Source organism: Mucilaginibacter pocheonensis, assembly GCF_031456535.1.
Classification (GTDB): Bacteria; Bacteroidota; Bacteroidia; order Sphingobacteriales; family Sphingobacteriaceae; genus Mucilaginibacter; species Mucilaginibacter pocheonensis.
In genome coordinates this window covers 225,745-250,751 of sequence record NZ_JAVDUU010000002.1, presented here as the reverse complement: position 1 = coordinate 250,751, position 25,007 = coordinate 225,745, and the positions used below count along the sequence as shown (strand labels likewise).

Below are 25,007 nucleotides of genomic sequence, written 5' to 3'. Positions count from 1 at the left end.
ACACCCTAATGTTTTGAAATAGTATTTTACACCTCATCAAACTATTAAACTATGGCCAGGAATAATGCTCCAAAAAAATCCGATTCAAACAACGGGAAAGGGCTTAAAACAACACGTTATTTTACCAGCGAAGCCATTAATGTATTTGACCTTTTTAAGTACGAAAAAAAATCATCAGTAATCCGTAATCCTTCGGGCGACGCGGTTTTTGAAATGAATGATGTAGAAGTACCCTCTACATGGTCGCAGGTGGCTACTGATATACTGGCACAAAAATATTTTCGTAAGGCGGGCGTACCGCAACCCGATGGTACAAGCGGGTCAGAAAAAAGCATAAAACAGGTTGCCCACCGCATGGCCAACTGTTGGAAATACTGGGGCCAGCGTTATGGCTATTTTGCCACATCAAAAGATGCTGACATATTTTATGACGAAATAGTTTATACCATTGTAGGGCAACTGGCAGCGCCAAATTCGCCGCAATGGTTCAATACCGGGCTGCATACCTCGTATGGCATTACCGGTAAGCCGCAGGGGCATTATTTTGTTGATCCCGTTACCGAAGTGCTGAGTAAATCAACATCGGCTTACGAACGGCCGCAGCCACATGCCTGCTTTATTCTTTCGGTTGATGATGATCTGGTGAACGAAGGTGGTATCATGGACCTTTGGGTACGTGAAGCCCGCATATTCAAATATGGCTCGGGCGTAGGCACCAACTTCTCGAAGATTCGCGGCGAAACAGAAAAACTTGCCGGCGGTGGTTATTCATCAGGCCTTATGTCATTCCTAAAAATTGGAGACCGGGCCGCGGGGGCCATCAAATCGGGCGGTACTACCCGCCGGGCAGCCAAAATGGTTTGCCTTGATCTTGACCACCCCGAAATTGAAGGTTTTGTGAACTGGAAAGTGGAGGAAGAAAAAAAGGTAGCGGCGCTCATAGCCGCGGGCTATTCGTCAGATTATGAGGGCGAAGCTTACCGCACCGTATCGGGCCAAAACTCCAATAACTCAGTACGTGTTCCTAACAGTTTTTTTCATGCTTTAAAAGCAGGAGCTCCCTGGGAACTGAAAAGCCGCATGAGCGGAAAAACTACCAAAACCATCCCCTCGCAAAAACTATGGGACGATATTGCTTTTGCAGCCTGGGCCTGTGCCGACCCCGGCGTACAGTTTGACAGTACCATAAACGAGTGGCATACATGCCCCGAAGGCGGGCGCATCAACGCATCGAACCCATGTTCGGAATATATGTTCCTGGATAATACTGCCTGTAACCTGGCCTCTATCAACCTGGCACATTTTTTTGATCCCGAAACCCGGGTGTTTGATGTGAAAGGATTTGAGCACACCTGCCGTATATGGACTATTGTACTTGAAATATCCGTGCTGATGGCGCAATTTCCATCCAAAGAGGTTGCGCAGTTATCTTATGATTATCGCACTTTAGGTTTAGGTTATGCCAACTTAGGCTCAGCGCTGATGGTAAACGGCATTCCGTATGACAGCGATAAGGCACGGGCTATTGGCGGTGCTATTACGGCTATCATGACAGGTACCGCCTACGCCACCTCGGCCGAAATGGCGCGCGAGCTTGGGCCGTTCCGCAAATACAATGATAATAAACAGCACATGCTGCGCGTAATGCGCAACCATCGCTATGCTGCTTATAACTCTACCGAAAATTATGAGAATTTAGAGATAGCCCCTCCGGGCATCAACCCTAAATACTGCCCGGATTACTTGCTTTCGGCCGCATGTAACGCCTGGGACAAGGCAGTTGAAATGGGCGAAAAGTACGGTTATCGTAACGCCCAAACCACCGTTATTGCCCCAACCGGCACTATAGGGCTGGTAATGGACTGCGACACAACCGGCATCGAGCCGGATTTTGCACTGGTAAAATTCAAAAAATTATCAGGCGGCGGTTATTTCAAGATCATTAACCAGGCAGTGCCCCAGGCATTGCGCAACCTGGGTTACCGGGAGCATGAAGTTACCGCCATTGTAAACTACGCAAAAGGTACGGCCACTTTAAAAGATGCCCCGCACATTAATACCGACTCGCTTAAGGCTAAGGGTTTTACTGATAACGAGCTGGAAAAGCTGGACAAAGGACTGGTATCGGCATTTGAGATCAGTTTTGCGTTCAATATCTGGACATTGGGCGAAGAGTGCCTGAAACGCCTGGGTATTACAGCCGAACAATACAACGCACCTGACTTTAACGTGTTGCGCAGCCTGGGTTTCAGCAAAAAACAGATTGCCGAAGCCAACGAATACATATGCGGAACCATGACCATTGAAGGTGCGCCATACTTAAAGGAAGCACATTATCCCATATTTGATTGTGCTAACAAATGCGGCGCCAAAGGCGAACGCTATATACATGCACACGGACATATTAAAATGATGGCCGCCGCGCAGCCTTTTCTTTCGGGTGCTATATCCAAAACCATTAACCTGCCTAACGAGGCTACCGTTGATGAGATCAAGGATTGTTATGAGCAGTCATGGGCGCTGGGCCTTAAAGCCAACGCGCTTTACCGTGATGGTTGTAAATTATCGCAGCCGCTGTCAACCAAATCAGATGCTAAGGAACAAGCTGACGAAAAGCTGGATACCGTGGAGGAAGTATTGGGCGAGGCAGCCAATGTAAAACTAAGCGACCTAACCTCTGAACAGGTGATTGAGGCTGCAATGGCCATCATGGAAAAATCTAAAGACACCAATTTTATGCGCCAGCTATCGCGCGTGGTGCAAAAAAAGAATCTGCCCTTTAAACGCAGGGGCTTTACCCAAAAAGCTATTATTGACGGGCAAACCGTATTTGTGCGCACCGGTGAATATGAGGATGGCACCCTGGGTGAAATATTTGTGGATATGCACAAAGAAGGCGCTACTTTCCGCTCGCTGATGAACTGTTTTGCTATTGCGGTTTCGGTTGGTTTGCAGTATGGCGTACCGCTGGAAGAGTATGTAGAGAAATTTACCTTTACCCGTTTTGAGCCTGCCGGTATGGTAACCGGACATGCCAATATAAAGAGCGCTACAAGTATTATTGATTACATTTTCAGGATGCTGGGTTATGAATACCAGGACCGTACCGACCTGGTGCATATCATTACTGATAAGAACGGCATATTGGGCAATCCGCAAATGGGCGATGAGGATATTAATACTGACGAAAGCAATGTATATGTGCCTGTTAATAAACCGGCAGCTGTAGACGGCTTCAGCGGTAAAAAACAAGGCCTGTCGGTAGACCTGAGTATGGGCGTGCAGAGTGATGCTCCAAGCTGCAATGTGTGCGGCCATACCACCGTGCGTTCTGGCACTTGTTATAAATGCCTTAACTGCGGCAACTCTATGGGTTGCTCTTAATTAGCGTCTTTGTTCTGTTATAATAGTTAGTGTGTAAGCCCCGCCATAAGCGGGGCTTTGTTTGTTGGCATTTATCCAGTGCCATCCCGTTTCCAAAGCATCTGATAGGATTTACTGGCCACAGAAAGTAGATGCCTTAGTACGTTAACCATAGCAGGGGAGTATATCGGGTTAAAAAATGTTAAACCAATTCGGCAAGTCGTACCCGGCGGTTATGTTTGTAATAGTTTGATGATCAAATGTCAAAGATATGCGCTGCCTGCTTATTCTGTTTATAGCCTGTATCGGTGTATGCTCCTATGGGCAAACAATAAGCGGTATAGTAACTGATAAGAAAACCGGGCAAACTATCACCGGCGCTTGGATCACCTCATCGAAAGCAACAACTATTAGCGGCCTGTTGGGAGAATTTACCATTAATGTGGTTAAGCCTGCCGACACCGTAAGAATAAAAATGCAGGGTTATAAATTATATGTGCTGCCAATTGCTCCATCGGTAAATAAGAATGTACATATAGCTTTAGACCAGGCCGTTATAGAATTGAACGAAGTTTATGTAACAGCCAAAAGAAACCGGCTGAAAGACTCCCTGAATAACCGTAAAATGTTTGCAAGGGAATTTAACAGCTCGGCACCTAAATTAAAAGACATTATTGTGGTTTCGCGCAATCCTGGGCCGTTGCAGGCTGCAGGTATCACTATTGTTCCTTCACAATTTATCAGAGCTTTAACCTACAAACACAGCAAGGAATACAAATTTAAAAAAGTGCTGATAAGGGATGAGCAGAACAGATATATTGACAGCAAGTTTGGTGAGGAGCTGGTAACACAACTTACCAGCCTCAAAAATGATTCCCTGCTGAATTTTATGGACCAATACAGACCCTGTATTGATCAAATTAAAAAGATGACCGATTATGATATCAGGGCATATATTAAAGCCAGTATCAGTAAATTCAGGAGCGATACCCTGCATCAAACTAAATGATCAGATGTTTTCTTAAATTTATTTTCATAATTGATATTCATTCAACAATTAAAGCTGTTGTTTTGCTATTAATTACGATAATCCTATGAGTAACATATTGCATATTTTAAATGGTGATGCCGCGCTATCGGGTTTTAATGAAACCGGCCTCGACGGCGATGTAATGGTGTGGCGCGAAGTCCTCTCTGAAGGTCCGCTGCAGGAAAATATCTTATCGGGTAGCTTCTGGAGTGCACGTTCCAATTGGATAACCAGTACTTTCAACGAATCGCCGGAGGGGTATCAGCATAAAGTTATAGATGAACTCGGGAAGCTGAATAGTACCTATACGGAGATCAACCTTTGGTTTGAGTTCGATTTGCATTGCCAGGTGAACTTGCTGGGCGTATTGCGCATGCTTTCAGGAAAAACGGATATGTCTGCCCCAGCCATTTATCTTATTTGCCTTGCCGATTGTGTTCAGTTTAACTTTGCCCGGGGCCTTGGCGAGTTGAGCGGCGAACAATTTGAAGAACTGTATGACGGGCGGGAGCGACTTAACGAATGGGAATTTGAGCTGGCTGCTGAAGCCTGGCAATTATATGTTGCCGGCGATACTGCTGAATTGCAGCGGTGGCTCAATGAAAATTCATTTTGGGGAGCTGTTCCCTTACTTAAACCGGCGTTGCAAGCACACTTAAAACGGATGGAAACCAACGCGCAGGGCTTAACCTATATTGAACAGCGCTTGCTGGATATTTACAAGAGCGGCGCTAAAACACGGTCGGCCATATTTGCCGCTTTTTGGGATACGGAAAAGATATTTGGTATGGGCGATCTGGAAATTGATATTTATCTGAACCGGTTAAAAGAAAAGCAACTCATTAACCTCTAAAAATGCCAAAGCTTACGGGACTTTTACCGCAATGGTTGGCGAACGGTCACTTTCGTTTTTTAGCCGGTCAATAGCAGTAATTACATATAAATAGGTTTTACCCCTTTGCACGGTATTATCCTCATAAGCTAAATTGGTATTGTATTGAATATGCAGAATATTTTTAGGGTCGTCTATATTTATCTTATCGCCATCATTAAACCGGTATATCACATAACCATAAACCGGTTGCTCGTCTTTAGCTAATGTTGGTACCATCCACTTCAGTTGTACGTGGTTAAGTACTGCCTTTGCGGTTAAATCGCGCGGTACGTTAGGAGCAATGGAATCAAGCCAAAGCATAGGGGGCGGTAAAGCGGGATAGCGATAGTAATTATTGCGAAGCGAATCGGTAAACCCAAGCGGGTTACCGGTAATGGAATTTGAGCTAAAATAAACACTGCCCTGTACCCTGGGATTATCACGCATTAAATTGATTTGATTGGGCAGCTGCGCCGGATTTTTAAAGGCCAGGGTTTTGCGTTCATTAATGCGGTAAGCCGCCTGCCCTATATACAGGTGCCTGCCAAAGGTATTATCGCTCCACCAATCCAGCAATTTTTCAAAATCGGCTGATCTGTTGCCTATCGGCCAGTAAAGCTGCGGATCAATGTAATCCACCCAACCTTCTTTTACCCATTTACGGGTATCTGCATAGTTTTCATAATAGGATGAACCACCATTAGTTTCAGACCCCTCGTCGTTCTGAGCCTTATTGGCCCATATTCCAAACGGACTTACACCAAATTTAATGTCGGGGTTATGCGCGTGTACGCTGTCGCCTATCATTTTTATCAGCAGGTCAACATTGTGCCGGCGCCAATCCTTTATATTATCATAGCCTTCGCCGTACTGCTTAAAGGTTTCCTCATCGTTTATTTTTTGCCCGGCAATAGGGTACGGATAAAAATAATCATCCATGTGTATGCCGTCAACATCATAGTTATCAACCACATCAAGTATTACCTGCACAATATAGTCGCGCACTTCGGGCAGGCCCGGATTAAAGGTTTTGATGCCGCCGTAAGTAAAAAACCATTCGGGTTTTATTTTAGTGATATGCTGCGGACTCAGCGCGGCAAAATTTCCGTCAAAGGTGGCACGGTAGGGGTTAAACCATGCATGCAGTTCCATACCGCGCTTGTGTGCCTCGGTTATAGCAAATTCCAGCGGATCATAAGCGGGGGTAGGGCCCTGGCCCTGTTTACCGGTTAAATATTTTGACCACGGCTCGCGGCTTTTGGCATAAAAGGCATCAGCAGCGGGCCTCACCTGCAGCATTACCGCATTGATACCGGTTTCCTGGTGCGAATTTAATATATCCAGCAATTCCTGTTTTTGCTTGTCGGGCGTAAGCCGTGTGCTGGTTGGCCAGTCAATATTTACTACTGTGGCTATCCATACACCTCTAAACTCGCGTTTAGGTTCAGTTTTTACCAATACAGGCTCGGCTGAAGGTTCTGCCGGCTGTGCATTAACGGCTACAATTGTAAACAGGGGTATGATCAGAAGTATAAATTGGCGAAATTTATGCATCAATAAGAATTAAATTAAAAGCTGCAAAGATATAAAACTCATAACGTAGCAGTTTTATATCAAGTATAAAATTTGCAGCTTTATTGTGATTTAAGCTTTTTGTGCTTATTTTTAACGTTACCAAACATAATTATTTACCCATAATTCTTTTAAAAATCATAATTTTAGTGTTTCAACGTTTAGTAACGGTGAGCACAGGAACGCTGGCAACTTGTAAAAATACAGGTAAAGCACAAAATATCGTTTTTTATAGATATGCTTGTAAATTAAACCCAATAGTTAAATAGCTGCTTTTTTTAAAACAGCTTTGCTTTTTAACTGTATTAAAACATTAAACATTTAATTGCTATGGAAAATCAATCCGGTCAACCATCTAAGAAAAACTCGAATGTCATTTATTTCCTCATTGTGGTGGTATTGGCTTTATTAGGTACTGATGTGTATCTGTATTTGCAAAAAAACAAATCAGATATCAAAGTAGTGTATCAGCATGATGAACAAACACGTTTGCAAACCGAACTTGACAGTCTTGAATCACAAATTGAGCAGGTAAATGCCGGGAAAGCAAAAATGTCGCAACAGATGCAGGCCAAGAACGATTCTTTAAGGGCAAAGATCAAAGTATTAAGAACGCAGTTGGCCAAGGGTAAACTTACCCATGCCGAACTGGTAAAGGCTCAGGAAGATGTAAAACAGCTGAGGTATTTTGTAACCAAATACACTGCGGATATTGAGGAGCTGAAGAAACAAAACCAATCGCTCACCACAGAAAGGGATACTTTAAAAACCAGCCTTGCCACCGTTGCTAAAAAAGCCGATACGCTCACCAAGCAAAACCAGGACCTGGATGCGAAAGTAAAAGTGGCGCAGGCGCTCAAGCTGGCAACAGCAAATGTGGTAGCCTATAAAATTAAAGGCAGTGGTAAAGAAGTTGACGTTTCACGTGCCGGCCCGGCCAAAAAAATTAAGATCAATTTTACAGTGGCCAGCAATAGCATAGCTATAAAGGGCTTGCATGATGTTTATGTACGTATTATTGATCCTACAGGCAACCTGATAACCCCGGTTGATGGCGGAACGTTTAGCGCTGATAACCAGGATTTGCAGTATACCTATAAAACATCAATTGATTTTAAGGATGATGGCAGCCTGTACACTATTGATTGGGTTAACCCTAATCTTCCGTTTCAAAAGGGCACTTATACCGTATTGCTTTATGCAGATGCGGGTACTATGGGTAAAACAGGCTTTACCCTCAAATAAGCTGTAAGGTTAATCAACTATAAAATCAAAAAGCGCCCTGTTCTGGTTATCCGGAACAGGGCGCTTTTGTTATGACAAGCTGTTTTTAATAATCGCATCTGATTATGGGCACGGCATCACAAATTAAAAAAGTTATACTCCAGCCTGATCAGGTACATGTTTTTGCTGTTGCGTAACATATCATTATAAAGCGGAGCACGGTATGAAAGGTCAAGGCGGCAAACGCTGTTAAAAATAAACTGTAACCCGGGTGCAGCGTCCAGGTAACTTTGCCCGTGGCCCGGGTTGGTTTTGCCCAGCAGCTCAACATACAGGTTAACATTTACCTGCTGGTAATTTTGATAATTGCGCGGAAACATCAGATATCCCGCTGATAAAGTATAGGCTATAGCATTTCTGGCCTGTGACAAGGGCAGCATATAGCCGCCCCTGTTGTCAAAGGCGCGCAAATAACTCGCCGAGCCCGAAAGTGCCAGTTTATGCAAAAGCTGCGTGAACACTACGCCGCTTTGCAGGCCTGAGTTATCGCCTTCTAATGTTATTTCCTGGTTAGGCAAGGGATTATTAATGCTCGATGCTTTAATGAAAAAAGCTGCGCGCGAATGCCTTTGTACCGTATCAATTGATAAAAACCGGTATTTGGCATATATGCTGCCCCCTTCAAAGTGCTGGCTGCTGTTATAATAATCAGAAACATATATGGAGCTGTGCACCATTAAATGCCGGCTAACGCCATACATGGCTTCAAAAGTGCTCCTGTTTTTATAGTCGGGTTTAAAAAATCCCTGGTTTTCAATACGGAGGCCTAATGATCCGGTGGCCATATTGCTGGCTGGCTCCGTATTTACATAAAGCTCCTGCGCAAATGCAGGGCAGGTTATTGCCGCAAGGCAAATAGCCAATAAAATAGTCTTCATAGTGATGAATTTTTAAGGAAGACTTATATAGCTAAATGATAAACGCGGCCGCTTGCCGGGGTAGCATCGGTTACCTGACTCAGGTATTTTTTTGAAACCGATTTTGGCGCAAATCCGTTATCAACTATTGTGAAATTAACACTTCCGCTAAAGGTTTTATCGGCAGCATTCAATAACCGGTAGGTATCGCCATTATAGCTAAAATGATTGTCGGCAATTTGAGTATTATCAAAGTTAAAGGTGGCTTTAAGACTGTTTACCGAAAAGCCGGATCCCTGAACCTTTTTGCTGATCTGTTCAAAATTTACAGGTACATCATTTTTAAAAGTAATGAGGTATAAATTACGCATCAGATCGGTTTTAATATCACTCACAAAAGGAAGGCTGCGTAAAGCCTTTTCGGTTGATTTGGCGCAAAGGGCGCAGGTAAGGCCGCTAACTTGTAGCTCGGCTTTGGTAAACTGGGCATGGGCTGCAGTAACGGTAAGGGTAAGTATTAGGATGAATATTTTGATGGTTTTCATTTTGATCTTAATTAATTGTTATAAAATAATCCGCGATAATTTTATCGCTATCTCACAGTACAGGCAATTAATGTTTATCAAATACGAAAAATACAATTTTTAATAAATAAGGCTATGTTTTGCCAGAGACTATCTGGCGGTCCGCGTTCAAAAGATACATCTGTAGATGGCTGCTGCGAAGGTGGAAAGAAGTTATTGAAAGATAAACGGGTAATTTCAAAGCCAAAAAGCTTTGACAAGATAGAGAAAGGTTCTGCCTGGTGGGCATCTTTTACTTTGATCTGTAATTGCTTGTCTTTGCAGCACCTCATTTTGCCGCAGGCCTGCTTCATTTTGCTGTTAATAGCAGGCGAATCAATTTGAACAGAAGCTATCCTGGTACCACAATAATGCAGGTTAAGCGCAAAACCCAGCACCGTAACCGTGTACATTATGGTTAATAAGAAAGCTCCTGACCTTTTTATCATATAACAAAAATACTATTTAACTCATTGACTACAAATTGTTTTTAGATATTAATGATAAATGCGCGCCGTCTAAAACATATAAAGCAAAAAACCCGGCCCTTGCGGCTGGGTTTTTTGCTTTATTAACTTGATCTTTTTATTATGTGGTATTAATTATTGAGCGGCTTGTTTAGCTTGTTGCTTCATTTGATCATTAGCAACAATAACTATTTCAACCCTGCGGTTTTGCGCGCGGCCTGCAGTGGTGGTGTTATCAGCAATTGGTTCGCTTTCGCCTTTGCCTTTGGTTGTTAAACGCGATGGACTTACATTGTCGGCAGCTATAAATGATTTCACTGATTCGGCCCTTCTTACCGAAAGATCCATATTGTGCGAATCGGAACCGGTGTCATCAGTATGGCCTACAATTAAAATATTGGTATTTACGTTTTTTTGCAACGAAGCAGCAAGGTTTTGCAGGTTAGTTTGGGCGGCTGGTTTAAGATCGGCCTTGTCTGTATCAAATAAAATACCTGAATCAAACTTAACCAAAATACCCTCACCTTCGCGGGTTACCGTTGCTCCTGGCACGGTCTGCTTAATTTCTGCAGCCTGCCTGTCCATGTTACGGCCAATAAATGCGCCGGCAGTACCACCAACAGCACCACCAATTATGGCGCCTAAGGCAGTGTTACCCGCAGCTTTACCAATAAAAGCACCAACTGTACCGCCTGCACCCGCGCCAATTGCCGCACCTTTTTGTGTTTTGGTCAATGAATCGCAACCTGAGCCTAAAACACCTACTGTAGCTAAAGCCAAACTTAGCGTGGCAATCTTAATTTTAAGAGTTTTCATATTAATTATGATATGTTTATTTATTGGTATTTGCAAAGCAGATGCCAAAACGGTAAAAAACAACCGTTGTTTTTTAAAGGGGGTAAATGCGCACTATTACTATATTTTTTTAATATTTAGGAAAGTATTTTTCAGACGGGCATTAGCCATTTTGACATCACTTCACAAAATGGCTTGTTTTTAGTACAAGAGTTGTAAAATTGTCGCTACAATAAACCCGATGTTTAGCTAACCACAATTAACGTAGCCGGAAAAATAAGTTTGAATGTACTGCCCAGGTCTTTTTCTGATACCACTTCAATATCAATATTATGAAACGTGGCTATTGATTTAACAATTGGCAAGCCCAGGCCAAAACTATCCTGCTGTAACGACTGCCGGAATTTTTTGAAGCGGTTAAATATAAATGGCAAAGCATCGGCATTAATCCCTATACCATTGTCGGTTATGCTAACAATGAAGTTGTTATGTACCGCGACGCCTGTTATTTTAATATAGCCGCCTTCGCGGTTGTATTTAATGGCATTATTTATAAGGTTGAAAAACAGGTTAAACAACAGGAACTTGTTAACATTTACTAAATTCCAGTTATCGGGTATTGATATGTCATAAGCTATGTTTTTTTCCTGCAGGCGTATGGAGATCTCGTCATATACATCCTGCAACAGCTCGGTTAGCGGAACTTTGTCTTCCTTTAAAAACTGTTCGTTCTCAATTTGCGATATCAGCAATAAAGTTTTGGTTATGCTTTTTAAACGGTTCAATATCTTCTGCATTTCAAGCAGCCTTCCCTTTAGTTCATCATTAATGTCCTCCTCTTCAAACATGTTTTCAATTTTTGATTGAAGGATAGATATCGGGGTCATCAGTTCATGCGAGGCGTTTGAAATGAACTCACGTTCTTTATGAAACTTATCAGCAATGGTTTCTATCATTTTATGGATGCTGATATCCAGGTATTCAAAATCAGTAGTTGTGGTGCGTACCTTGTGGTAAGAATGAAAGTTTGGAAACTTTTGCGCTACAAGCTTGGTTTTAATAATGAGCCGCAGCGGTTTAAGCACATAGTTTGAATAAAACTGATCGGCCAGGATGGTTAATAATATCATACCCAGCAGCACCTGGAACGCAATGTTTTGCAAAGGGGCGCTGGTTTCATCAAGGGTATCTACGCTTTTGCCAATTTCGAGCAGGTAATTTTTACCTTTAACCTTAAAGGTATGGCTTAGTATCCGGTATTGAAGCGTATCGCCCTCGCTAAACAGGCGTCTGCCTCTTTTTATAGTATCTGAAAAATAATTGGGATCAACCTCCTCCAAGCTTATGTATTCCTCTTTAAGCGGCAGGTAGCTGCCATAACCTTCTCCGTTTTCAATATAAGCTTGAATGCCGTGAGTTTGTACTATTTGCAGTAGTTTGTTTTTTTGTTTGTTGAGCTTGCTGTCAACATAATTACTGCTAATATTTCTGATCAATACAGGTACCAGCAATACAAATAGTATCACGATCACCAATTTTGATATGGCGTTAAAGAGCGTAAGTTTTGTTCTTAGTCTCAATACTTAAGCGTTGATCTTTATTTTATAGCCCAGGCCCCGTACGGTTTCAAGCCAGTCGGGCGGGGCGAAGGCATTTAATTTTTTACGAATATTTTTAATGTGCGCGTCAATATAGTTTGAATCATAGTCGTTATTTACTACACTGCCCCAAATATGCTCGCTCAATTGCATACGGGTTAGGGTCCTGTTTTTGTGTAAAATTAAATAAGCTATCAGGTCAAATTCTTTTTTGGTGATGGTATTAACAACGCTGTCATGATATGAAATAGTACGATTGGTTAAATCTATCACAAACCCGGCTAATTCAATGATGTTGTTTTTTACTCCGAATTTACGACGTATTATAGCCTGCATGCGGCTTTGTAATTCCAGCAATGAAAACGGTTTGGGCAAATAATCATCGGCGCCCAGGTCAAGCCCTTTTATCCGGTCGGTAATTTCGGCGCGGGCTGTTAAAATAATGCAGGCAGCCTCTGAATCCATTTTCTTCACTTCCCTTAACAGGTCGAGCCCATCATAATCAGGCAGTCCGAGGTCTATTAAAATAAAATCATATAAATTAACGGCGATCTTTTCAGAGGCAGAAGCGCCGTTAAAGCATACATCACAAATGTAATTATAGTTGGTCAGAAATATTTCAAGTTCCTGCGCAAGCGCTTTTTCGTCTTCGATGATCAACACAGTCATAGGTCCGATCAATAAAAAAGGTAGTAAAATGTAAAATTGAAAAACGACTCACGGCGGTTTTCAAGTGTTCCTTCAACGTTTACAGGAATGGAGTAACGCCAGGAAGCTTCAAGGGTATAATGAGGCCTGTTGTAGGCCACCGGTACTTTAAAGCTGTAGTTCAGCATGTTGAATCGCCTGTTCCTGCGTGCCGCCGCCGGGTCAATATGCTCAATGATGCTGGGTGGCAGTACATGCTGGTAACGGTGATCAACCTCATATCGCTGCACAAAGTTCTGTGTACCCAGGATCATGTTGAATGAAGGATTAAATGAAAGGTAATCCTGGTCGTCAAAAATACTCCAGCTGCTTTCAAAGTATTTTGAATTGCTTATGGTAGTAAAAAAGTCATTGGATTTGCCAAAAAGATAATCAAATACTACGCTTGTTTTAAGGATATGCCAATCATAGGAGTTTTTTAAGTTGATATCATTTGATGATGCCGACTTAATAACATTGGCGTTTTTGTTAAAGATAAACCGGGTGTAACTGGCCGCGCCCGAAAACGCTTTTGAAAACTTATAAAAATACCCGCCGCCTACGTCAACCTCATCAACCGGGGCATAACCTAAAACCTTTAGTACTGAACTATACACAAATAGGCCCGATTTGCTGTTATATATGACATCGCCGGTTAAAAATGGATATTTGATTGGTCCGGTGCGCCCAAAAAACAGGGCATCGCTTCCATAGCTTACCCCCACAGAAACCGACTTTTTGCGAATAATAGTATCAGTATCAGCAACTAACCGGTGGCTGCGCCCGGTTAAAAGGCCCCAATCCATACCTTCAGCATATAGGGTGCTGCTGCTGGCAATAAATAAAAGTAAGCAAAAGTACTTCATCAATAATTGGTAAATTTTTTATTAACCTGTTTAATTGCCATTTCTTCTGGGTATCTCCGGCGGGCGTTCCAATCCCTCGGGCCGGCGCTGTCTTTTAGGTTTTGGTTTAGGCACTATGGGTACGCCTGAGTCATCAACCTTTTCGGGCTTGGCCTGCTTTTTAGCCTTTGCTACCTCTTTAATTTTATTTTTTTCGTCCAGATCGCGTTGTTTAGCATTTTTGGGCAATAAAGTATCCTGTGCTGCTTTATCATGCTTCAACATACTGTAATCCTTGTTAAAAACGGTGTTTGATTCACTGTTTTTAATGCCGGCAAATAATAAACATGGCGCAAATATCAATAACAGGACAATATACGCAAACCACTTTATCATTGAGAGGAGGAAAAACTTAAAATTATTTTCAAATATCGGCCAATTTAAACAGTTAAACCTAAGGGGAGGGCTCTGTTTATAAAAAATTCATTTACTTCCATATTTGGATACAAAACACTGAAGTAAATGAATTTTTGAAGCTAAAGTTTACAGGAATGGTTACAAGTATAACAGATGTTTATATCAGATACTAACATCCTTTGATGTATAAATACGGTTTTGATCATCAATGATGATACAGGCAATTTGATTGAGTTGATTGATCAGGTATAAGCCAGCATTAACACCAATATTAATTACTGGTGATGCCATTGCATCAGATAGTTCGGCAGTTGGACTAATAATGCTTACGCTTGTGATCTCGCTCACCGGGAACCCTTTTTTTGCAGTTACCACGTTTACAAATTTATTGTCGCTGATGTTTGCGTACTTGTCGGCATTAACCGATGTTGCAAAAGCCAGATTGCTGATATCAAGATGTGCAAATGGTTGTTTGCTTTGGTCAGGATCGGCAGCGGCAACAGTCCAAGGTTTTAAGTTTGGTTGTGTACCCCAGGTAAGCAAATCGCCGCCAACGTTAATAACTCCGCTGCTTACGCCGTTCATTTGCAAAATATATTTCACCCTGTCGGCAGCGTAACCCTTGCTATTTGCCCCAAAGCCAATACGCATCCCTTTTTCCTTTAAAAAAACGGTTTGCCTGGCGGCATCAATCACTACATTTTTATAATTGGTAAGCATTACGCGCGAAGGCGCAATTTTTACATCGGCATTTTCAGCAAGGGCAGCATCGTCGCCGGTATAACCTGTGCCTGCAAAATAGGTAATATCAAAAGCACCATGGGTAAGTTCTGATATTTGCAGGGCTCTGTCAATCAGCCTGAAAATTTCGGCATTGGCCTTTACGGGTTCAACACCGGCATTCCGGTTGATCTGGTTAATGCTGTTGTCTTCGCTAAATGCCGACAGCAGTTTTTCAACACGGTTAATTTCATTAATGGCAATATCAATTTGTTCATCGGCCAGTAAAGGATCGTTCCCCACTACACTAATTTCAAATTTATCACCCATTAAACGTACGCTACGCCTATAGGTGGTTAAATTATTGGTTAAAGTTTTTACAGCCAGCATAAATAAAATTTAGTTATCGTCAAAAAAATAGGCGGCAATTAACGTGTTTAAAAACTATACGATAGCATTAGTCAAAGTGCTACATTACCGCCCTACAAAAACTAAAGTAGCCCCCTTATATGAAAATAAGATGAAAAATGGCAGGATAAGTGCCCCGAATTGCGGATTTTACAATTTTTAACAATTGATTTACAATTGGTTATCAGAATAACCCCGATCTCGTTAAAAATTGGTAAAAAAGAAAGATCCCGGCCTATTAGTTAATACGGCCAGGATTTTTTATGATGATAATTTGATGGCTTAAGATGTGCTTAAACTACGGTTCCTTCTTTTAGTTTCTCAGCATTTTCTGCAAACTGTAATGATTCCAGTATCTCCTGCAAATCGCCGTTCAATACGCCAGGTAAGTTATATATAGTAAGCCCGATGCGATGTTCGGTTAAGCGGCCCTGCGGGTAGTTGTAGGTACGTACTTTAGCAGACCGGTCGCCGGTTGATACCATGGTTTTGCGTTTTTTGGATGTTTCTTCCAGGTGTTTCTGCAATTCCATTTCATACACCCTTGAGCGTAATACCTGCAACGCCTTATCGTAATTTTTTAATTGCGATTTTTGATCCTGGCATTGTGCCACAATACCGGTAGGGATGTGGGTTAACCTTACGGCAGAGTAGGTGGTGTTTACCGATTGACCGCCCGGTCCTGATGCGCAAAACAGATCTTTACGGATATCACTTACCTGCAGGTCGATGTCAAATTCGTCAACCTCGGGCAATACCACAACCGAAGCGGCAGAAGTATGTACCCGGCCCTGTGTTTCGGTATCAGGCACACGTTGTACACGGTGTACGCCCGATTCGTATTTCAGGGTGCCATAAGCATCTTCGGCTATTACATTAAATACAATTTCCTTGTAACCGCCGCTGGTACCTTCGGTATAATCAACCAATTCCGTTCTCCATCCACGTTTTTCACAATAGCGCATATACATGCGATAAAGGTCGCCCGCAAACAAGGCCGCCTCATCGCCGCCTGTTCCGCCGCGTATTTCAACAATGGCATTTTTACTGTCTTCGGGATCTTTTGGGATCAGCATCAGGCGTATCTCTTCTTCCTTTTCATTGCGCTGAATTAACAGTTCGTCGAGTTCGGCTTTTGCCATTTCCCTAAACTCTTCATCCTTTTCAGTAGCCAGTATCTCTTTATTAGTTTCTATATTGCTTACAATGTTGCGGTATATATGATACTCGTCAACAATTTTGGCAAGGTCTTTATATTCTTTATTTAACTGGGCAAAGCGTTTCATATCCGACATAACCTCCGGATTACTCAGTTCGCCTTCTACGCTCTTCCAGCGTTGAAATATCAGTTCTAATTTCTCTAACATATACTAATTTTCAATATTAATGCAGCAGCTGTTTTAATAATGGTCCGGCTAAGAAAGTCTTTACGTTTTTGGTCGGGTACAGGGCCTGCTACAAAAGCCCACAAAAGTACGCATTTTCAGGCATATATAGTTCAGCGTATTGTAAGTAATGGGATGGAGCAATGTGTTTTGGATCAGCAGTAATTATGGTGATATTATTCAAAACTTTTAAGCGCAAGCGTTGTGCCGTCAAATTCCGCATAAGTGTTGTAATTTACCCATTCGCCCAGGTTTATATAACGGCTGTTTGGGTTTAATTGTATATCGAGCGGTAAATGGCGGTGCCCAAAAATAAGGTAATCATAAAAATTATTTTGCAGCTCTTCCCTGCAAAAAGCCACAAGCCATTCCTGCTCGCCTGGTTTAGGATCTTCTTTTTTCTGATTACTGATGCGGCTGTGTGTTGACCAGTAATTGGCTATGCCCACACCCAAGTTTGGGTGTACGCGGGCAAAAAGCCATTGACAAAATTTACTGCGGAAAAACTTTTTTAAGACTTTGTAAAACCCATCGCCAGGGCCAAGACCATCGCCGTGGTGAAGGAAGAATTTTTTCCCCCCGCGTTCAATTTTTAATTCATTGCTGATAATGGTAGCCCCAAGTTCTTTTTCAAAATAGCTAAACATCCACATGTCGTGGTTACCTTTAAAAAGATAAAGCTTTACGCCGGCATCGGTAAGTTCGGCCAGTTTGCCCAAAAAACGGATATATCCCCGGGGCACAACCGTTTTGTATTCAAACCAAAAGTCAAAAACATCGCCCATTAAAAATAGCTCGGCGGCATCGTTCTTTATACTGTCGAGCCAGTTCACTATCCTGTCTTCGCGTTTGCGGCTTTCAGAATAGCTGCCGGTGCCTAAATGAAAATCAGATGCGAAGTAAAGCTTGTTGCGGGTTGACATACCGGGCAAAAATACAGTTTAACCATGAAAGGAAAAAGCCGGAATGATAGGGATAAATTGAGCAAACAACCTGGTGGCTTTGTGGTTGTATGTAAAACGAAAAAAGCTATGACCAATCCAGAAAATCCAAATCTTGATGATGCCCGTGAAGACGAAGATCCAGGCAATGAATTTGAACAAGGCGAAGGAAAAGATACCGGCAACGAGTTGCTTGATACGGATGAACCCAATATCAGCGCGTTGGAAGCAGCCAGCCGTGCATCAGAATCGGCCTATACTTTAAACTTTGATGATGAACTGCCACCAAAGCCGAATGATAAAGGTGATGGCACACAATCCGAAGCAAAGAAGTAACCAAGGTTATTTGTAAGCCGGGGCCACTTAAAAGGACATTAAAACAAAACAGGCAGCTGATCTATCAACTGCCTGTTTTTGTATGATAATGCAGATAGTTTGCTTATTAAAATTCTTTGAGCAAACCAAGTACAAGCTGTCCTTCGGTCATGGGTTGTTTGGTTACAATACGGCCCACATTGCTGGTACGGCCGGTAGTGGTAATATTGGGCCCTTTTGATTCAATATAATTGCCTTTAAGCATTAAGCCCCAGCCGGCACCCATATTAAATTTAATGGCGGCGCTGCCACCATAGGCAAACACCGTAGCTTTTGAGCTTTGCTGCGTAAACGCGGCGGTTTGGGCAGGCACTCCGTCAATAGATACTTGCAAACTTGGCGTGGCGGTATTTTTTATAACACCGGCAGATGCTCTCAGGTCAAAGCTTAAGCGATGGTACACAAAGGTATACTGCGGCCCTAATAAAATGTTATAGCTTCTGTAGCGCTTATCGGCGGTAACCGTTGAGCCGTCGGCCTTAAAATCGTCTGTATAGCCCTGTGATAATATTTGATCATCATTATAAGTTAGGTTGCCCTGGTCTTGTTTTGATATGGTGTAACCGATGGCAAGATGTTTATAAATATAAACGGCCCCATCAATACCTATTACAAAGCCTTTTTTTGCGAAACCCGATTTTGGGTTGCTGTAATCAGTGCTTTTAAAATCTTTAAATGGCCTTGACTGGCCACCAAATATACTGATGTAGCTTTTAAGTTTTGCCGGCGTGTCCTCGTCAGTGTTGGTATCCTGGGCCAGGGAGTTAAACGCTATCAGCATAAATAAAGCTGTAGAAAGTAATGTAAAGGTTTGTTTCATGTTATAAATTGTACTAATAACTTGTATGTAAGCTTGCCGGTTACCTGCTTATTTGGTTTAGCAAACGTGTAAAAAAAAGCATTATTATCAATAAAGGCATTATCAACCAAGATCCATTGTAAATAAATAATTACACAGATGTCTACTGCTAAACTATGGTTGGTTTTTAGCAATGCCTGTTTTTCATAATCGGGGGCTAATATAGCTTGCCCCGGCCAATTAAATGGCAGCAATTGGGCAAAATTAACAACTTTTAACCTTTATCGGCCAAATTGGCTACCGGCATTATGGTCAAATCCCTATCTTTAGTTCCCTGTAATTTAAAATTAACATGAAACTAACTGCCTGTTTATTTGCATTAGCTGTTTTATTTTGCGGTGAAACCAATGCTCAACAAATGACTATAAAAGCACTATCCTATCCACAAACCAAAAAAGTTGATACCGTTGACACCTATTTTGATACACATGTTCCCGACCCGTATCGCTGGCTGGAAGACGACCAGGCCGCCGATACCAAAGAATGGGTAAAGGAAGAGAATAAGGTAACACAAAATTACCTGGGCCAGATCCCTTACCGTAATGAGATGCATAAGCAGCTGGAAAATTTATGGAATTATGAAAAGTACAGCGCACCGTTTAAAGAAGGTAAATACACCTATTTTTATAAGAATGACGGTTTGCAAAGCCAATCCGTACTATACCGCCAGATTGGTGACAATGGTACGCCTGAAATATTCCTTGATCCCAATAAATTCTCGGCCGACGGCACTACCTCCCTGCAGGGAATTGATTTTACCAGGAATGGCGAGTTGGCCGCTTACCAGATATCAGAGGGCGGGTCAGACTGGCGCAAGGTGATTGTGATAAAAACTGACGATAAAAGTATTGTTGGCGACACCCTTAATGATATAAAATTCAGTGGCCTGGCCTGGAAAGGTACTGATGGTTTTTATTATAGCAGTTATGACAAACCTGTAGTAGGCAGCCAGTTATCAGGGATGACACAGTTCCATAAATTATATTACCACAAGTTGGGCACCCCGCAAAGTACGGATAAGCTTATTTTCGGCGGTGACAAAACACCGCGCAGATATATAGGAGCGTACCTTACCGAAGACGAACGGTTTTTGGTGATCACTGCGGCTACATCAACCACCGGTAACGAATTGTACATTCAGGACCTGAGCAAACCCGGAAGCGACATTGTTAATGTGGTTGATAATTTTGATAATCAGCATACCATACTTGATAATGTAGGCAGCAAACTTTATATATTAACTAATATTTATTCGCCCAATTTTAAAATTGTAACGGTTGATGCCTCTGAACCAACTGTAACACACTGGCATAACCTGATACCCGAAACCAAAAATGTGTTAAGCGCGAGTACCGGCGGCGGAAAAATTTTTGCCGAATACCTGAAGGATGCCACCTCATTTGTACAGCAATATGATATGGATGGCCGGCTCGAGCGCACCATTGCGTTGCCGTCAGTAGGTACGGCCGCAGGTTTTGGAACAAAAAAGGCAGAAAAGGAAACCTACTATACCTTTACCAGCTACATATACCCGCCAACTATTTTCAAGCTGGATATCGCTACAGGTAAATCGGTTATATACAAAAAATCGGGTGTTAAATTTGATCCTGAACTGTATGAATCAAAACAGGTGTTTTATACTTCAAAAGACAAAACCAGGATCCCGATGATCATTACCTATAAAAAAGGTACTATACTTAATGGCGAAAACCCAACGCTGCTGTATGCCTATGGTGGTTTTGGTATCAGCCTAACACCGGCTTTCAGCACATCGAACATTATATTGCTGGAACATGGCGGTATTTACGCGGTTCCTAATTTACGTGGCGGAGGCGAGTATGGCGAAACCTGGCACCGTAAGGGCATTAAAATGAAAAAGCAAAATGTGTTTGATGATTTTATTGCCGCAGCTGAATATCTTATTAAAAACAAATACACCTCAACGGAGCGATTGGCGGTTTCGGGCGGATCAAATGGCGGACTGCTTATAGGCGCCATGCTTACCCAGCGGCCCGACCTGTTTAAGGTGGCTTTCCCCGCCGTTGGCGTTATGGATATGCTGCGCTACAACAAATTTACCGCTGGCGCTGGCTGGAGCTATGATTACGGCACGGCCGAAGATTCCAAAGAAATGTTTGAATACCTGTACAATTACTCGCCGTACCATGCCTTAAAACCTAACCAGTACCCGGCAACTATGGTTACCACTGCCGACCATGACGACCGTGTGGTGCCAGCGCACTCTTTTAAGTTTGGCGCGCGCCTGCAGGAATATCAGCGGGGTACTGCCCCTACAATTATCCGTATTGAAACCAAGGCCGGGCATGGGGCAGGCCAGAGCACCGCACAGGTAATAAGCGGTCAGGTTGACAAATGGGCGTTCATGTTCTGGAATATGGGCATAAAGTGGTAAGGAGCTTTTGTTTGGAATGAATAGTTATAAGCATTGTTAAAAACAAAAGATAGACTATTCTTCTCCTGAAAAGGGACTAACGGAAATTAATGAGTTTATGAAATTATATTTTTTTATCGCAGCTACACTGTTGCTTAGTTTTTCGGCCGCTTTTGGCCAGCACAAAAAGCAAAACATCAATATTGTATTTATTGGCAATAGTATAACACAAGGTGTTCAATTAAGTGATCCTTCTACAGAAGCGCCGCCGGCCACGGCTGTAGCCTGGCTGAGGCAGCAAAAAAGTTTAGGCACCGTTGAATTTAGTAACCAGGGGCACAGTGGCTATACCACGCTTGATTTTTTGCCAGGCGGAAACACTTTTGACAAAGTTGAACAGGCGGCCAACGGGTTTACAGATAAAGAAGCCCTATTGATATTCTCCATGAAGCTTGGCACTAATGACAGTGCTATACATGGTCCTCATGGCGCGCCGGTATCGCCGCAGGATTATATTAACAATGTAAAAACCATTGCCGATAAACTATTGGCCGATTTCCCAAAAGCGATCATCATATTTCAGCACCCTATTTGGTATAGCCCCAACACTTATAATGGTGCAAAATACCTGCAGGAAGGTTTATCCCGCCTGCAAAGCTATGTGCCCAGGCTGGATAGTTTGGTTACCGCTTACGGCGGCACCCATCCTAACCATGTTTTTGTGGGGGATAAAAAAGCGTTTGGCTACTTTAAAAAACATCACCTTACCGAGCTGATCCCCGAAAACGGTCATGAGGGAACGTTTTATCTGCACCCCAATAAAACAGGGGCGGTGTCATTAGGTGAGTTTTGGGGTAAGGCGATTGAGCGGGTAGTGAAAAAGTTGAAGTAGAAGAAAAGATAATAAGTCGCCCTGAACCTGTTTCAGGTCTCTCTTGCAAGTTTTAATCTTATCAGAAAATAATCTTATGGGATGGCCAAAATAAATTCGGCATAACCTGATGGGTTACACTTAGCTCCGTAGCCTTTATCTTTTTACAAACCATTTTTTGTTTTTTACCTAAAGAGTGCCAACTTCGCAATCCAGAATTTTACTATGATAGTTCATTATAAAAAAATAGCCCAGGAACTTTCCATCGCCGAAAAACAGGTAAGCGCAACCATTGAACTGCTTGACGAAGGCGCTACCGTGCCATTTATTTCCCGCTACCGTAAAGAGGTTACCGGCACCCTTGATGAAGTGCAGGTTACAGAGATCCGCGACCGCATACAACAGTTACGCGATTTGGATAAGCGCCGCCAGGCCATCCTGAAATCGCTTACTGATATGGGCAAGCTTACGCCCGATCTTGAAAAACAGATCAACGAAGCTGAAACCATGGTAATGCTGGAAGATATATATCTGCCCTATCGCCCTAAACGCAAAACCCGTGCTACCACAGCCCGCGAAAAAGGCTTGCAACCGCTGGCCGACCTGCTGTTGGAGCAGCGCAAGGTCGATCTGGAAACAGAAGCGGCGGTATATATTGATGCCGAAAAAGGCGTAAACAGCATCGAAGATGCATTAGCTGGCGCAAGGGACATTATTGCCGAAACCATCAGCGAAAATGCAGAGGTACGTACCCGTATCCGTGAACTGTTTATTGAAAAAGGTACATTTCAATCCAAAGTTATTGAAGGCAAGGAGGTAGAAGGCATAAAATATAAAGACTACTTTGACTGGACCGAGCCGGTAAAATCGGCGCCATCGCATCGCATACTGGCTATGCGCCGGGGCGAAAAAGAGGAGATATTATGGCTGGATATAAAGCCTGAAGAGGAAGAAGCTATTGCCATACTTGAGGATACTTTTGTAAAAGCCGATAATACATCGGCCAACCAGGTAAAACAAGCCATTGCTGATGGATATAAACGATTGCTAAAACCATCGATGGAAACGGAGGTGCGCCTGTTCACCAAAAAGAAAGCAGATGAAGAAGCTATCCGTGTATTTGCCGAAAATGCCCGCCAGCTTTTACTGAGCGCTCCGCTGGGTCAAAAACGCGTAATGGCTATTGACCCCGGTTTCCGTACCGGTTGCAAACTGGTTTGTTTGGATGAGCAGGGCAAATTGCTGGAGAACACCGCTATTTATCCGCATACCGGCGCAGGGCAGGCGCGTGAGGCCGAAAAAACCGTGGAATACCTGTTTAAGAAATATAACATTGAAGCCATTGCCATAGGTAACGGTACCGCAGGCCGCGAAACAGAACTGTTTGTACGTAACCTGAATTTACCTGGTGTAGCCATTGTAATGGTGAATGAAAGTGGCGCTTCTATCTATTCGGCATCAGATGTGGCCAGGGAGGAGTTTCCGGACAAAGATATTACTGTAAGAGGAGCGGTATCTATAGGCCGCAGATTAATGGACCCGCTGGCAGAGCTGGTAAAGATCGACCCGAAATCAATAGGTGTTGGGCAGTACCAGCACGATGTGGACCAAAACAAACTGCAAACATCACTGGATGATACCGTAATGAGCTGTGTAAACGCTGTTGGGGTTGAACTAAATACAGCATCTAAACAAATACTGGCCTATGTATCGGGCCTTGGGCCGCAGCTGGCACAAAATATTGTAGAATATCGTGACCAGAACGGTGCCTTTAAACGGCGCGACCAACTGAAAAAAGTGCCGCGCCTGGGCGATAAGGCTTTTGAACAGGCGGCAGGCTTTCTGCGGATACACCAGGCCGAAAATCCGCTGGATTCAAGCGCGGTACATCCCGAACGTTATAGCCTGTTACAGCAGATAGCAAAGGATATGAACTGCACGGTAAAAGACCTCATGAACAACGCCCCGTTGCGTAAAAGCATCCCGCTGCAAAAATATACGTCAGAAACTGTGGGTCTGCCTACTCTTAATGATATTATGGCCGAGTTGGCTAAACCTGGCCGCGACCCGCGTGAACAGTTTGAAGCGTTTAGCTTTACCGAAGGGGTTAATGCCATAGGCGATTTAAAAGTAGGTATGAAACTGCCGGGTATTGTTACCAATATTACCAATTTTGGTGCTTTTGTTGATATTGGCGTTCACCAGGATGGGCTGGTACACCTGAGCCAGATCACCAACCGGTACATAAAAGATCCCAATGAGGTGCTTAAAGTACAGCAAAAAGTAGAGGTTACGGTTACCGAAGTAGATGTGAACCGCAAACGCATTGCCCTGTCAATGAAAGAGAATGATAAAAGCACCCCGAACGAGAGAAGGAATGACGACAGGCGACCGGCCGGTAACAAGCCCGTTTATAACAAAAAGCCCGAACAGCAGCCTGAAACGGATATCGCCATTAAACTGGCCGCACTAAAGAATAAGTTTAAGTAAAAAAGCGTGTGAAATTCATAGATATCAAATAACATTTGATATCTATTTAAGAAACAGGTGTTCCCGTTATTGCGAAGTAGGAAGCAATCTTTATGCTGTACAGAGAAAATATGTGTGCTTGCTTCATATCCAGCAATAACGGTCTGACAGACAAATATGCGACAAATCATAAATAGCAGTAGCGAAGAATCTATTATATGGTAGATCCTTCGTT

Annotated in this window: 21 protein-coding genes; 8 read left to right on the top strand and 13 right to left on the bottom strand. The window is 42.9% G+C overall.

Features of this window, described 5'->3' with window-relative positions:
- Window positions 1-51 precede the first annotated feature (51 nt).
- The 3 genes from J2W55_RS07900 (at window position 52) to J2W55_RS07890 (ending at window position 5,246) form a co-directional block, all read left to right on the top strand.
- Window positions 52-3,384: a vitamin B12-dependent ribonucleotide reductase gene (locus tag J2W55_RS07900; RefSeq protein ID WP_310093970.1), complete on the top strand. Its 3,333-nt coding sequence runs from the start codon at window positions 52-54 to the stop codon at window positions 3,382-3,384.
- Between the two features lie 250 nt (window positions 3,385-3,634).
- Window positions 3,635-4,372 carry a carboxypeptidase-like regulatory domain-containing protein gene (locus tag J2W55_RS07895; RefSeq protein ID WP_310093968.1) on the top strand — a complete coding sequence of 246 codons (738 nt, stop codon included), beginning with the start codon at window positions 3,635-3,637 and terminating at the stop codon, window positions 4,370-4,372.
- A gap of 85 nt (window positions 4,373-4,457) precedes the next feature.
- Window positions 4,458-5,246 (top strand): DUF1835 domain-containing protein, encoded by a 789-nt coding sequence (locus tag J2W55_RS07890; protein WP_310093964.1) that lies wholly within the window; start codon window positions 4,458-4,460, stop codon window positions 5,244-5,246.
- 12 nt (window positions 5,247-5,258) lie between these two features.
- On the opposite strand, the gene J2W55_RS07885 is transcribed toward J2W55_RS07890, so the two are convergent.
- The gene (locus J2W55_RS07885) at window positions 5,259-6,821 is read right to left on the bottom strand and encodes a glycoside hydrolase family 10-like protein (protein ID WP_310093961.1); all 1,563 of its coding nucleotides are present in this window, start codon (window positions 6,819-6,821) and stop codon (window positions 5,259-5,261) included.
- A 348-nt stretch (window positions 6,822-7,169) separates the two neighbouring features.
- On the opposite strand from J2W55_RS07885, the gene J2W55_RS07880 reads away from it, so the two are divergent.
- Entirely contained in the window at window positions 7,170-8,084 is a 915-nt protein-coding gene (locus J2W55_RS07880; RefSeq protein WP_310093958.1) for a DUF8428 domain-containing protein, read from the top strand.
- Window positions 8,085-8,200: 116 nt separating this feature from the next.
- On the opposite strand, the gene J2W55_RS07875 is transcribed toward J2W55_RS07880, so the two are convergent.
- The 11 genes from J2W55_RS07875 to J2W55_RS07825 all read right to left on the bottom strand — a co-directional run bounded on the left by J2W55_RS07875 (window position 8,201) and on the right by J2W55_RS07825 (window position 17,788).
- Window positions 8,201-9,001, bottom strand: a complete 801-nt coding sequence (locus J2W55_RS07875) for a hypothetical protein (RefSeq protein WP_310093956.1) — start codon at window positions 8,999-9,001, stop codon at window positions 8,201-8,203.
- 23 nt (window positions 9,002-9,024) lie between these two features.
- Window positions 9,025-9,525 (bottom strand): heavy-metal-associated domain-containing protein, encoded by a 501-nt coding sequence (locus J2W55_RS07870; RefSeq protein ID WP_310093954.1) that lies wholly within the window; start codon window positions 9,523-9,525, stop codon window positions 9,025-9,027.
- A gap of 77 nt (window positions 9,526-9,602) precedes the next feature.
- Complete coding sequence (locus tag J2W55_RS07865) at window positions 9,603-9,992, bottom strand: HYC_CC_PP family protein (RefSeq protein ID WP_310093951.1); 390 nt, start codon at window positions 9,990-9,992, stop codon at window positions 9,603-9,605.
- A gap of 153 nt (window positions 9,993-10,145) precedes the next feature.
- Entirely contained in the window at window positions 10,146-10,826 is a 681-nt protein-coding gene (locus J2W55_RS07860) for a YiaD family glycine zipper/OmpA-like lipoprotein (protein ID WP_310093948.1), read from the bottom strand.
- A 224-nt stretch (window positions 10,827-11,050) separates the two neighbouring features.
- Entirely contained in the window at window positions 11,051-12,385 is a 1,335-nt protein-coding gene (locus tag J2W55_RS07855) for a sensor histidine kinase (protein ID WP_310093946.1), read from the bottom strand.
- A 3-nt stretch (window positions 12,386-12,388) separates the two neighbouring features.
- Window positions 12,389-13,072 (bottom strand): response regulator transcription factor, encoded by a 684-nt coding sequence (locus tag J2W55_RS07850; protein WP_310093944.1) that lies wholly within the window; start codon window positions 13,070-13,072, stop codon window positions 12,389-12,391.
- Between the two features lie 8 nt (window positions 13,073-13,080).
- A complete protein-coding gene (locus J2W55_RS07845; protein WP_310093942.1) occupies window positions 13,081-13,956 on the bottom strand; it encodes a hypothetical protein in 876 nt (291 codons plus the stop codon).
- A gap of 30 nt (window positions 13,957-13,986) precedes the next feature.
- The gene (locus tag J2W55_RS07840) at window positions 13,987-14,331 is read right to left on the bottom strand and encodes a hypothetical protein (protein ID WP_310093941.1); all 345 of its coding nucleotides are present in this window, start codon (window positions 14,329-14,331) and stop codon (window positions 13,987-13,989) included.
- A gap of 183 nt (window positions 14,332-14,514) precedes the next feature.
- Complete coding sequence (locus tag J2W55_RS07835; protein ID WP_310093938.1) at window positions 14,515-15,462, bottom strand: FAD:protein FMN transferase; 948 nt, start codon at window positions 15,460-15,462, stop codon at window positions 14,515-14,517.
- Window positions 15,463-15,773: 311 nt separating this feature from the next.
- On the bottom strand, window positions 15,774-16,847 hold the full coding sequence (gene prfA / locus J2W55_RS07830; protein ID WP_310093936.1) for a peptide chain release factor 1: 1,074 nt from the start codon (window positions 16,845-16,847) through the stop codon (window positions 15,774-15,776).
- A 194-nt stretch (window positions 16,848-17,041) separates the two neighbouring features.
- Complete coding sequence (locus J2W55_RS07825; protein WP_310093933.1) at window positions 17,042-17,788, bottom strand: UDP-2,3-diacylglucosamine diphosphatase; 747 nt, start codon at window positions 17,786-17,788, stop codon at window positions 17,042-17,044.
- A 24-nt stretch (window positions 17,789-17,812) separates the two neighbouring features.
- Between J2W55_RS07825 and J2W55_RS07820 the strand changes: the two genes are divergently transcribed.
- Window positions 17,813-18,142 (top strand): hypothetical protein, encoded by a 330-nt coding sequence (locus J2W55_RS07820; RefSeq protein ID WP_310093931.1) that lies wholly within the window; start codon window positions 17,813-17,815, stop codon window positions 18,140-18,142.
- A 106-nt stretch (window positions 18,143-18,248) separates the two neighbouring features.
- Here the strand turns inward: J2W55_RS07820 and J2W55_RS07815 are convergent, their stop codons facing one another.
- Entirely contained in the window at window positions 18,249-19,001 is a 753-nt protein-coding gene (locus J2W55_RS07815) for a hypothetical protein (protein ID WP_310093929.1), read from the bottom strand.
- A gap of 331 nt (window positions 19,002-19,332) precedes the next feature.
- Between J2W55_RS07815 and J2W55_RS07810 the strand changes: the two genes are divergently transcribed.
- The 3 genes from J2W55_RS07810 to J2W55_RS07800 all read left to right on the top strand — a co-directional run bounded on the left by J2W55_RS07810 (window position 19,333) and on the right by J2W55_RS07800 (window position 24,793).
- Complete coding sequence (locus J2W55_RS07810; RefSeq protein ID WP_374726363.1) at window positions 19,333-21,453, top strand: prolyl oligopeptidase family serine peptidase; 2,121 nt, start codon at window positions 19,333-19,335, stop codon at window positions 21,451-21,453.
- A gap of 97 nt (window positions 21,454-21,550) precedes the next feature.
- Window positions 21,551-22,324 (top strand): SGNH/GDSL hydrolase family protein, encoded by a 774-nt coding sequence (locus tag J2W55_RS07805; protein WP_310093927.1) that lies wholly within the window; start codon window positions 21,551-21,553, stop codon window positions 22,322-22,324.
- 204 nt (window positions 22,325-22,528) lie between these two features.
- Window positions 22,529-24,793 (top strand): Tex family protein, encoded by a 2,265-nt coding sequence (locus J2W55_RS07800; protein ID WP_310093925.1) that lies wholly within the window; start codon window positions 22,529-22,531, stop codon window positions 24,791-24,793.
- Window positions 24,794-25,007 lie beyond the last annotated feature (214 nt).

Bases quoted from the DNA above. Each gene is read 5' to 3' on its own strand.
- J2W55_RS07860 (WP_310093948.1), bottom strand. From the start codon at position 10,826: ATGAAAACTCTTAAAATTAAGATTGCCACGCTAAGTTTGGCTTTAGCT.
- J2W55_RS07900 (WP_310093970.1), top strand. From the start codon at position 52: ATGGCCAGGAATAATGCTCCAAAAAAATCCGATTCAAACAACGGGAAA.
- prfA (WP_310093936.1), bottom strand. From the start codon at position 16,847: ATGTTAGAGAAATTAGAACTGATATTTCAACGCTGGAAGAGCGTAGAA.
- J2W55_RS07895 (WP_310093968.1), top strand. From the start codon at position 3,635: ATGCGCTGCCTGCTTATTCTGTTTATAGCCTGTATCGGTGTATGCTCC.
- J2W55_RS07885 (WP_310093961.1), bottom strand. From the start codon at position 6,821: ATGCATAAATTTCGCCAATTTATACTTCTGATCATACCCCTGTTTACA.
- J2W55_RS07875 (WP_310093956.1), bottom strand. From the start codon at position 9,001: ATGAAGACTATTTTATTGGCTATTTGCCTTGCGGCAATAACCTGCCCT.
- J2W55_RS07850 (WP_310093944.1), bottom strand. From the start codon at position 13,072: ATGACTGTGTTGATCATCGAAGACGAAAAAGCGCTTGCGCAGGAACTT.
- J2W55_RS07880 (WP_310093958.1), top strand. From the start codon at position 7,170: ATGGAAAATCAATCCGGTCAACCATCTAAGAAAAACTCGAATGTCATT.
- J2W55_RS07825 (WP_310093933.1), bottom strand. From the start codon at position 17,788: ATGTCAACCCGCAACAAGCTTTACTTCGCATCTGATTTTCATTTAGGC.
- J2W55_RS07870 (WP_310093954.1), bottom strand. From the start codon at position 9,525: ATGAAAACCATCAAAATATTCATCCTAATACTTACCCTTACCGTTACT.
- J2W55_RS07810 (WP_374726363.1), top strand. From the start codon at position 19,333: ATGAAACTAACTGCCTGTTTATTTGCATTAGCTGTTTTATTTTGCGGT.
- J2W55_RS07865 (WP_310093951.1), bottom strand. From the start codon at position 9,992: ATGATAAAAAGGTCAGGAGCTTTCTTATTAACCATAATGTACACGGTT.
- J2W55_RS07890 (WP_310093964.1), top strand. From the start codon at position 4,458: ATGAGTAACATATTGCATATTTTAAATGGTGATGCCGCGCTATCGGGT.
- J2W55_RS07800 (WP_310093925.1), top strand. From the start codon at position 22,529: ATGATAGTTCATTATAAAAAAATAGCCCAGGAACTTTCCATCGCCGAA.
- J2W55_RS07840 (WP_310093941.1), bottom strand. From the start codon at position 14,331: ATGATAAAGTGGTTTGCGTATATTGTCCTGTTATTGATATTTGCGCCA.
- J2W55_RS07820 (WP_310093931.1), top strand. From the start codon at position 17,813: ATGAAAGGAAAAAGCCGGAATGATAGGGATAAATTGAGCAAACAACCT.
- J2W55_RS07845 (WP_310093942.1), bottom strand. From the start codon at position 13,956: ATGAAGTACTTTTGCTTACTTTTATTTATTGCCAGCAGCAGCACCCTA.
- J2W55_RS07835 (WP_310093938.1), bottom strand. From the start codon at position 15,462: ATGCTGGCTGTAAAAACTTTAACCAATAATTTAACCACCTATAGGCGT.
- J2W55_RS07815 (WP_310093929.1), bottom strand. From the start codon at position 19,001: ATGAAACAAACCTTTACATTACTTTCTACAGCTTTATTTATGCTGATA.
- J2W55_RS07805 (WP_310093927.1), top strand. From the start codon at position 21,551: ATGAAATTATATTTTTTTATCGCAGCTACACTGTTGCTTAGTTTTTCG.